Annotated in this window: 6 protein-coding genes and 1 pseudogene; 6 read left to right on the forward strand and 1 reads right to left on the reverse strand. The window is 65.6% G+C overall.

Features of this window, described 5'->3' with window-relative positions:
* The 6 genes and pseudogenes from VGR99_RS09360 to VGR99_RS09385 all read left to right on the forward strand — a co-directional run.
* Positions 1–728 (forward strand): annotated as a pseudogene (locus VGR99_RS09360) (lipid-A-disaccharide synthase); the annotation flags it as partial.
* Between the two features lie 171 nt (positions 729–899).
* Complete coding sequence (locus VGR99_RS09365) at positions 900–1,046, forward strand: hypothetical protein (RefSeq protein ID WP_326898058.1); 147 nt, start codon at positions 900–902, stop codon at positions 1,044–1,046.
* A 49-nt stretch (positions 1,047–1,095) separates the two neighbouring features.
* Positions 1,096–1,821 carry a DNA repair protein RecO gene (gene recO / locus VGR99_RS09370; protein WP_326898059.1) on the forward strand — a complete coding sequence of 242 codons (726 nt, stop codon included), beginning with the start codon at positions 1,096–1,098 and terminating at the stop codon, positions 1,819–1,821.
* Between the two features lie 43 nt (positions 1,822–1,864).
* Complete coding sequence (parC, locus tag VGR99_RS09375; RefSeq protein ID WP_326898060.1) at positions 1,865–4,129, forward strand: DNA topoisomerase IV subunit A; 2,265 nt, start codon at positions 1,865–1,867, stop codon at positions 4,127–4,129.
* A gap of 482 nt (positions 4,130–4,611) precedes the next feature.
* Complete coding sequence (locus tag VGR99_RS09380; RefSeq protein WP_326898061.1) at positions 4,612–6,162, forward strand: ABC transporter substrate-binding protein; 1,551 nt, start codon at positions 4,612–4,614, stop codon at positions 6,160–6,162.
* 4 nt (positions 6,163–6,166) lie between these two features.
* Positions 6,167–7,711, forward strand: coding sequence for a GMC family oxidoreductase (locus VGR99_RS09385; protein WP_326898062.1), 1,545 nt, complete (start codon positions 6,167–6,169; stop codon positions 7,709–7,711).
* 859 nt (positions 7,712–8,570) lie between these two features.
* On the opposite strand, the gene VGR99_RS09390 is transcribed toward VGR99_RS09385, so the two are convergent.
* On the reverse strand, positions 8,571–10,175 hold the full coding sequence (locus VGR99_RS09390) for an IS1182 family transposase (protein ID WP_326898063.1): 1,605 nt from the start codon (positions 10,173–10,175) through the stop codon (positions 8,571–8,573).
* Between the last annotated feature and the right edge of the window lie 65 nt (positions 10,176–10,240).

Below are 10,240 nucleotides of genomic sequence, written 5' to 3' on the forward strand. Positions count from 1 at the left end.
CGCTGCTGCCCTTCGAGCCCGATGCGCATCGCCGTCTCGGCGGCCCGACCTGCAGCTATGTCGGACATCCGCTGATCGAGCGCCTCGACGCGCTTCGGCCCGATGCCGACGAGCTGCGTGCGCGCGAGTCCGAGCCGCCGCTGATCGCGGTCCTGCCGGGCTCGCGCCGCTCCGAGATCGAGCGGCTCATGCCCGTCTTCGGGCAAGCCCTCGGGATGCTCGCCAAAAGGGTCGGAACGATCGAAGTCGAACTTCCGGCTGTCAGCCGGCACCGCGCGCTGATCGAGCGGCTGGCGCTGGCGTGGGACGTCCCGGTCCGTCTCGTCCATGGCGAGGCGGCGAAGCACGGCACGTTCCGGCGGGCGCGCGCGGCGCTCGCGGCGTCGGGCACGGTGACGCTGGAGCTGGCCCTGTCGGGCATTCCGATGGTCGTCGGCTACAAGGTCTCGCGGATCGAGGAGGTGATCGCCCGGCGGCTGATCCAGGTGCCCACCATCGTGCTGCCGAACCTGATCCTCGACGAGAACGCCATACCGGAATACGTCCAGGCCGATTGCACGCCGAAGCAGCTCGCCGACACCCTGGCGCCGCTAGTCACCGGTGGCCCGGAACGCACCAGGCAGCTCGACGCCCTGGCCCGGATCGACCAGCGCATGAGCCTGCCGGGCGGCGACGAGCCGAGCCGGGCTGCCGCGCGAATCGTGCTGGAAGCGCGCAGGGCGGCCTGATCCGTCATCCCACACACACCCTCATCCTGAGGTGGTTTGGTGGGATGTTTACCGCGCGCAAACCAAGCCGCAGCCGAATGGTGCGCTGCAGCGATCGATGTGCGCCAGCGCAAGTCTGCCCCGTACGGCCAAGCCTATGACAGCCGCTCCTCCCGAGCGGAAACAAGGGTCATGCGGTACAAGGTTCTTCTGGTGCTCACTCTGGTCGCGTTCGTGATCGGCGGTCGCGCCCCGGGCATGCGCGAGCTGCGCAATCCCGATGCCGAGCATGTCGGGATGGGCCGTGCCGCCGTGGCGCTCAAGCGCCACGTGGTCTGAAGCCCGCAGCCTCTCGGCTTTTTCGCGCGGCGGCCCTAAGCCTCGTCGGATGCAATGGTCCGACGACGGCCTGGTGCTCGGCCTGCGCAAGCACGGCGAGACGGGCGTCATCCTCGAACTCATGACGGCGGAGCACGGGCGCCATCTCGGCCTCGTGCATGGCGGCCGCTCGCGCCGGATGCAGCCGATGCTCCAGCCGGGCAACACGCTGCACGCCACCTGGCGGGCGCGGATCGACGAGTCGCTCGGCTCCTTCAGCGTGGAGCCGGCGAGCCTCGTTGCCTCGCGGTTGATGGGCTCGGCGCTGGCGCTTTACGGCATCGGCCATATGGGCGCGCTGCTGCGCCTGCTGCCGGAGCGCGACCCGCATGTCGGGCTGTACGACGCGGCGCAGGTGCTCGTGGAGCATCTCGGCGATCGGTCGATCGCGCCGGCCCTCATGGTGCGCTTCGAGCTGGCCCTGCTCACCGAACTCGGATTCGGCCTCGATCTCGCGAACTGCGCCGCCACCGGCGCCAACGACGCGCTGATCTACGTCTCGCCCAAGAGCGGACGCGCCGTCAGCGCCTCGGCCGGCGAGCCTTATCGCGACCGCCTCCTCAAGCTTCCGGCTTTCCTGCGCGACCGGACTGGCGTACCGCACGAGCGGGACGTGGCCGACGGCTTCCGGTTGACCGGTTACTTCCTGACCCAGCACATCTGGGAACCACGCGGGCTGCAGCCCGCCGAGGAACGGGCACGATTCATGGCCGCCGGGAGCGAGACCGCGGCCTGATGTTCATGCTATGTTCCACGTGAAACATCGATTGGGGTAAGGGATGGGCGAGGCTTTCGAGCCGCCGGACAGTGACGGCAACGACGGCATCCAGAGCGTCGAGCTGAAATCGGCGCTGGAAGACCGCTACTACGCCTATGCGCTCTCCACGATCATGCATCGCGCGCTGCCGGATGCCCGCGACGGGCTGAAGCCGGTGCACCGGCGCATCCTCTACGGCATGCGCCTGCTCCGGCTCGACCCCGGCACGGCCTTCAAGAAGTCCGCCAAGATCGTCGGCGACGTGATGGGCTCGTTCCATCCGCATGGCGACCAGGCGATCTACGACGCCATGGTGCGCCTCGCGCAGGATTTCTCCTCGCGCTATCCGCTGGTCGACGGCCAGGGCAATTTCGGCAATATCGACGGCGATAACCCCGCCGCCTACCGCTACACCGAAGCGCGCATGACCGATGTCGCGCGGCTTCTGCTCGAAGGCATCGACGAGGACGGCGTCGAATTCCGCGCCAATTACGACGGCCAGTCGAAAGAGCCGGTCGTGCTGCCCGGCGGCTTCCCGAACCTGCTCGCCAACGGCGCGCAAGGCATCGCGGTCGGCATGGCGACCTCGATCCCGCCGCACAACGCCGCCGAGCTGTGCGACGCCGCGCTGCATCTGATCGAGAAGCCCGACGCCAAGTCCAAGGCGCTGATGAAATGGGTCAAGGGACCCGATTTCCCGACCGGCGGCATCTGCGTCGATTCCAAGCAGGCCATCGCCGAGGCCTACACGACCGGCCGCGGCTCGTTCCGCGTCCGCGCCAGGTGGTCGCATGAAGAGGGCGCGCGCGGCACCTGGGTCGTCGTCGTCACCGAGATTCCCTTCCTGGTGCAGAAGTCGCGGCTGATCGAGAAGGTCGCCGAGCTGCTGGACCAGAAGAAGCTGCCGCTGGTCGGCGATATCAGGGACGAGTCGGCCGAAGACGTCCGCATCGTCATCGAGCCGAAGTCGAAGAACGTCGATCCGGCGCTGATGATGGAATCGCTGTTCCGGCTGACCGAGCTCGAAAACAAGATTCCGCTGAACCTCAACGTACTGATCAAGGGCCGCATCCCCAAGGTGGTGGGGCTCGCGGAGTGCCTGCGCGAATGGCTCGACCATCTGCGCGACGTGCTGATCCGCCGCAGCAACTACCGCAAGGCGCAGATCGAGCACCGTCTGGAAGTCCTCGGCGGCTTCCTGATCGCCTATCTGAACATCGACGAGGTGATCAGGATCATCCGCACCGAGGATGAGCCGAAGCCGGCGTTGATGAAGGCGTTCAAGCTCACCGAGGTGCAGGCCGAAGCCATCCTCAACATGCGCCTGCGCAGCTTGCGCAAGCTCGAAGAGATGGAGATCCGCACCGAGGACAAGAATCTCCGCGCCGAGCTCAAGGGCATCAACGCGGTGCTCGCTTCCGAGGCCGAGCAGTGGAAGAAGGTCGGCGAGCAGGTCGGCAAGGTCCGCGACATGTTCGGGCCCAAGACGCCGCTCGGCAAGCGCCGCACCACTTTTGCCGATGCGCCCGAGCACGATCTCGCGGCGATGGAGGAGGCCCTCGTCGAGCGCGAGCCGGTGACGGTCGTCGTCTCCGACAAGGGCTGGATCCGCACCATGAAGGGTCATGTCGAGGACCTCTCGGGCCTGGCCTTCAAGCAGGACGACAAGCTCGGCATCGCGTTCTTCGCGGAGACGACGTCGAAGCTGCTGCTGTTCGCGACCAACGGCAAGTTCTTCTCGATCGACGTGGCGAAGCTTCCGGGCGGCCGCGGCCACGGCGAGCCGATCCGCCAGTTCATCGATCTCGAGCCGGAGGCCGCGCCGGTCACGCTGTTCGTCAACAAGGGCGGGCGCAAATTCCTGGTCGCCAGCCACGAAGGCCAGGGCTTCGTCGTCAACGAGGACGATTGCGTCGGCACCACCAAGAAGGGCAAGCAGGTCCTCAATGTCGACATGCCGAACGAGGCGCGCACGGTCACCGAGGTGATCGGCGACACCGTCGCGGTCATCGGCGAGAACCGCAAGATGCTGATCTTCCCGCTCGACCAGGTGCCGGAGATGGCGCGCGGCCGCGGCGTTCGCCTGCAGAAGTACAAGGACGGCGGTCTCTCCGACGTCGCTGTGTTCGAGGCCAAGGCAGGCCTGACCTGGAAGGACTCCGCGGGCCGCGAATTCTCCGCGACCATGAAGGAGCTCGCGGAGTGGCAGGGCACCCGCGCCGACGCCGGCCGCCTGCCGCCGAAGGGATTCCCGAAGTCGAACAAGTTCGGCAAGGTGATCGGATAAGGGCGGTCTCGTGTCCCGGACGCGCTGCAACGCGTAAGCGTTGCCGCGCAGAGCCGGGACCCACGCCACAGCACAGGTGTCATGCCCCGGCTTGACCGGGGCATCCAGTACGCCGCGGCGGATGTGGTGAGAGCGAGCTCTCCGATGCCGGCCTCTGGAATACTGGGTCGCCCGGTCAAGCCGGGCGACGACAGCGAGAGTGGCGCGCACACTTGTTTCCCCATCGTCATTGCGAGCCACCGGGTCCGCGCGCAGCGCGGCCCGATGACAGGCTCCGCGAAGCAATCCAGACTGCCGCCACGGAAAGACGCTGGATTGCTTCGCTGCGCTCGCAATGACGGGGTGCGAGAGCAGCACTCTCCAACTCAAAGTGTGCATTCCTCCAAACGCGTGGCAGATAGCTATGAGCGCATACGTGGGGGCACGAACATTGCTTTTTCCTGGCGAGTGCAAACGTCACGTCAAAAGGCAAAAACACACCAATGTTCAAACTGAAGGCTTTCATTCCGGCGCTGCTCGGGCTCGCGATTGTCGCAGCGCCGGTGCATGCGGCGGGCAATCTTGTCGCGGTGCTCGAGGCGGAGATCGTCACGCTCGACCCGCATTTCTCCACGGCCTATATTTCGCGCACGTTTGGCTACATGGTGTTCGACACGCTGTTCGCGAAGGACTCCAAGGGCGACGTCAAGCCGCAGATGGTGCAGGACTGGAAGGTCTCGGCGGACGGATTGACCTACAGGTTCACGCTGCGCGACGGCCTGAAGTGGCATGACGGTCAGCCGGTCACCGCAGCCGATTGCGTCGCCTCGCTGCGGCGCTGGGGCACCCGCAGCGCACTCGGCCGCCGCATCTTCGCGATCACGGCTTCGCTCGAGCCGACGGATGCGAAGACCTTCGTGCTGACGCTGAAGGAGCCGTCCGGTCTCGTCATCGACGCGCTCGGCAATCCCGTCAGCCCCGTCGCCTTCATGATGCCCGAGCGCATCGCCAAGACGCCGGGCGACCAGCGCATCACCGAGATCATCGGCTCCGGCCCGTTCGTCTACAGCAAGGCCGATCACCGCACCGGCGATCGCATGGTCCTGAAGAAGTTCGCCGACTATGTGCCGCGCCCGGAGCCCGCCGACTTCCTTGCCGGCGGCAAGCGCGTCAATGTCGACACGCTCGAGATCCGCGTCATCCCCGATGGTGCGACCGCCGCGTCCGCGCTGCAGGCCGGCGAGGTCGACTTCATGCAATATGCGCCGTTCGATCTCCTGCCTCAGCTCGAGAAGAACTCCCGCGTCAAGCTCGTCAATTTCACCGGAGGCAACATGTTCGCCGGCGCCTATCGCCTCAACGCGGCATCGAAGCCGTTCGACGATCCCGCGATCCGGCGCGTGCTGTGGAAGCTGGTCGACCAGCGCGAGGTGCTCGATGCGCTCGGCCTCGATGCCAAATACGCCGCGCCCTGCGCGACGTTCTTCACCTGCGGCACCACCTACGAGAGCAAGGCCGGCACGGACGCGGCCGAAAAGCCCTCGATCGAAGCGGCGAAGGCCGCGCTGAAGGCGACCAAATATGCCGGCGAGCCCGTCGTCGTGATGGAAGCCAACGATCTCGAAGCCCCGCGCGTCTCGGCGCAGGTGCTGGCCGAGCGGCTGAAGGCCGCCGGCTTCAACGTCGATCTCCAGGTGATGGACTGGGCAAGCGTGCTGGCACGCCGCGCCAAGAAGGAAGGCTGGAGCGTCTATGGTGTCCATGCCGGCGGTTTCGACCTCGGCTCGCCGCTCACCAACGTCATGGTCGCCTTCAACTGCGCCGACTTCACCGGCTGGCAGTGCGATCAGCGCATCACGCCGCTGATGGAGGCCTTCGCCAAGGCGCCCGCCGAGGAAGATCGCAAGAAGATCGCCGGCGAGATCCAGTCGATCATGTACGATCAGGCGCCCGCGATTCCGTGGGGCCAGTTCGCGCAGCCGGCGGCCTATCGCGCCACCTTGCGCGGTCTGATACCCTCCGCCATCCCGGTGTTCTGGAACGTTGAGAAGTAACGCGATGTACGATGTCATTGTTGTCGGTGGCGGCTCCGCCGGCGCCGCTGTTGCGGCACGGCTCTCCGAGGATCCCGCCCAGCGCGTGCTGCTGCTCGAAGCGGGCCTCGACTGGCGCGCCGATGAAGCGCCCTGGGAAGTGAGGACGCCGAACCCGATCCCGATCATCCACAAGCGCGAATATCAGGAGAAATGGCAGTGGCCGGATCTGCTGACGCGCCGCGTGGCGGGGCAGGAGCCGCGCTTCTACTGGCGCGGCAAGGGGCTCGGCGGCTCATCGATGATGAACGGCCAGATCGCCATCCGCGGCGTCGCGGATGCGTTCGACGAATGGGCCGCCAATGGCTGCACCGGCTGGTCGGCGAAAGAGGTGATGCCGCTGTTCTCGGTGATCGAGGATGATCTCGAATTCGGCGACGCCGAGGGCCATGGCCGCGGCGGGCCGTTGCCGGTCTATCGCGCGCCGCCGGAGAAGTGGGGCCCGATCGATCGGGGCTTGCGCGATGCGGCGCTGGCGAGCGGCTATCCCTGGTGCGCCGACGTCAACGGTCCCGACGGCGAGGGCGTTGCCTGCTATCCCATCAACAGCCGCGACAGCCGCCGCATCACCACCAATGAGGGATACCTCGAGCCCGCCCGCGGCCGCGCCAATCTCGAGATCCGCGGGCATACGCTGGTCGATCGCGTGATCATCAAGGACGGACGGGCAACCGGCGTTCGTGTTCGCACCGAAGGGCAGGGCACCCAGGAGATCAGCGCGCGTCAGATCGTGCTCTGCGCCGGCGCGATCCACAGCCCGGCGATCCTGCTGCGCTCGGGCATTGGACCGGCCGACGAGTTGAAGGCGATGGGGATCGCGGTCGAGCGCGATCTGCCGGTGGGTAAGCACTTCTTCGACCACCCGCTGTTCCGCGCCACGATCCAGCTTCGCGAAGACCTGCGGCCGACCGATCCGGATACGCGCCACACCAATTGCTGCGTGACCTATTCCTCGGGCCTCGCCAATGGCGGCAAGCGCGACATGATCCTGATCGCGTTCAATCACCGCGGCGTCGGCGTCCCAGGTGCCATTGGCGCCGGGCTGTTCAACGCCTATTCGCGTGGCACGCTGAAGCTGGCCTCGACCGATCCGTCGATCGATCCCGTCGTCGAGGAGAATATGCTCGCCGATCCCCGCGACATGCTGCGGATGATGGATGCAGTGAAGCGGCTCGCCGTCATCACGTCGCAGCCGGCACTTGCCGGTATCGCCGACTGGATCAGGCTGACCGACACCGATCTGACATTGCCGCAGGCAGCGAGCTTGCCGGATCACGAGCTCGACGCGCTGCTGCGCCGTGAGACCGGCGACATCCAGCATGCGGCCGGCAGTTGTCGCATGAGTGGCGTCAATGACGCCGATGGCGTGGTCAATCCGGATGGCACGGTGAAGGGCATCTCCGGCCTGCGCGTCGCCGACGCCTCGATCATGCCGTCGGATTGCCGCGCCAACACGCACTTCACGACGGTGGTGATCGGCGAGGCGATCGCGCGGATGATGATGCGGTAGAGCAACAACGACGCTGTCATGCCCCGGCTTGACCGGGGCATCCAGTACGCCGCGGCCTATCGTTTCAACAACAGACGTCTCGGAGTACTGGATCGCCCGCCTTCGCGGGCGATGACACCGAGAGTGGGGCGAGACTAGCCGTCACGCCGATACACATTTCAAACAGCGCGCAAGAGTTCGCGTTCTCGCGGCGCGTCTCGCCCGAGTTTTCACCTCTCGCGGCGCCCTCACAGAGACAAGGGCGCAGGGAAGGCCGGGCGCCGGCTGGCACCCGCGATCCGTGCGCCACAAAGAATGCACACGGGGTGGACCACAGGTTTCGCCGGATCGCCCGGCCTTCCCTGCGCGAATGGTTTTAACGGTGTCCTTCGTGCTCTCCCCGGGGAGCGATGCACTATTGCCCCCGTCGCGCTCGCGGATCGCTGATGTGAGTGTCCGGTCGGGCAGCTCACATCACCGCAAGGCTTGACGCACAGACCCCGGGCGTCAGGACCACACGACTTCTCCGTCCGCGCACGTCTTCGCAGGCATCCCCGGCGGCTGGCGTGTGCTCGCCGCCGAAGGCCATGCCAAGACGCTGTCGGCGCCGTGTCGTTCGCGCGGGCGGCGATTGCTCACGGCCGAAGCCGCCCTGCAATGCCGATCGCGCCCGACGCCGTCGCGTCCATCGCTGCCCGGCCCGCGGTTCGTGACGATCGCGATCCGCCCCTTGTCTCGGGCCAGGGTGGCTTGTGTGTACGACAAATCCGAATTTCGGTAAAGTGGAATATTTGCGTGGCCGAGGCTTGACAGGCTTGCGATCGGATTGACCGCCTGTTTTGCTCGACGAGGCTGAGCAAGAATTGGTTTGTTGGCTGTCCTAGGCCGTAGCGAACCGGGCGATTGCGATCTGGGGCTGGAATATTCGCCAAGAGGTCGATAGAGCAACCTTTATGCCCTGCAGGAGGGTTACGAAGGTGCATCGGCAAGGAGCAAGCGTCTTTGGGAGCGCGGCCAGAAATGCGTCGAACCCAAGGATGTTGAGCACGCGAGTGAAGTTGTAGCAGAGCGCCATCAGGCTCCACTCGCCACGGACCTTGTCGAAGCCGCGGACCAGGAAATGACGATAGCCGGCACGGCATTTGATCGTGCCAAACGGATGCTCGACGATGCCAGAGCGACGGCGCATCAGTTCGCCTGCGCTCTGCATCCGCGCGCGATGACGTTCAAGAACGTCTTCATGCTCCCAGCGACCGATCGTCCGATAGGCCGCGTTCGAGCCGAGGCAACGGGCCTTGAGAGGGCAGGTCCTGCAGATCACTCCGCGCGCCACGTAGCGGATCTCGATGCGGCCACTGGTGTTCTTCTGCCTGCTCTTCATCGGATGTAGCAGTTGGCCGGCGGGACAACGGTAGGTGTCGGATGCACCGTCATAGTTGAAGTCCTTGAGGGCAAAGCGGCCTTCCTTCTCTAGCCGAGCGTTGCCCTCTGGCACCGGCACATAGGCTGTGATGCCATCGTCCTCGCAGGCCTTCAGCTCGAGACTGCTGTAATAACCCTCATCGGCCAGCGTCTGCAGGGTCTTGACCTCAAGAGCCTCTTTTGCCGCCATGGCCATCGCATGTAGCTGGCCGACATCGCTGCTGTCGTTGACCACCTCGCTGGCGACAATGAGCTTGTGCTTGTCGTCGACGGCGGTCTGCACATTGTAGCCTGCGACCCCCTGGCCGCTCTTGACCAGAAGTCGGGCATCCGGATCTGTCAGGGACAGCTGCGTCTGGCCGCTCTCTTCCAGCCGAGCAAGATCGGCTTGTGCGCGCGAGCGCTTGGCCATCAGGGCCGCGACCTTCGCGCCGATGTCGCCGCCATCTCCGCCGCCGCCATCGGGTCCATCCTCGCCCGGCTTCCTGGCTTCTGCGGCATCATTGTCCTCAAGGGACTTGCCGTAAGCCTCGATCTCCTGGTCAAGCTTTGCGATCTGATCGGCAAGCCTCTTGCGTGTAAAGATGCTGGCCTTGCTGGCGTCGCCATGGAAGAATGAGCCGTCAATCGCAACAACGCTGCCGCCGACAAGGCCGAGCTCGCGCATCAGCAGCACGAAGCTGCGGTTGGCCGCCTTCAGAGCCGCCCAGTTCTCCTTGCGGAAGTTGGCGATCGTCCGATAACCCGGCTTCAATCCCTTCAGCAGCCAGATCAGTTCCAGATTGCGGCAAGCTTCCCGCTCCAACCGACGCGACGACCTGATTTGGTTGATGTAGCCGTACAGGTACAGCTTCAGCAGATCGGCCGGATCGTACGGCGGCTGGCCGACCCCTTCGGCCTTGCGATCAGCATGGCGAAAGCCGAGCTTGGCAAGGTCGAGGACGCCAACGAAGCTCTCGATCGCCCGGACCGGGTTGTCCGCCCCGACATAGTCCTCAACCCGCGCTGGAAGCAGACTGAGTTGCTCTCGGCTCTCGCCGGACTTGAATGTGCGATTCGTCATGAACAGAATCGTACATCAACTCCCCGAAATGCCGAGTTCTTGCTCGGCCTCGTCGGGCAAAACAC

Origin of the sequence: Bradyrhizobium sp. (genome assembly GCF_035935975.1) — a bacterium.
Lineage (GTDB): Bacteria > Pseudomonadota > Alphaproteobacteria > Rhizobiales > Xanthobacteraceae > Bradyrhizobium.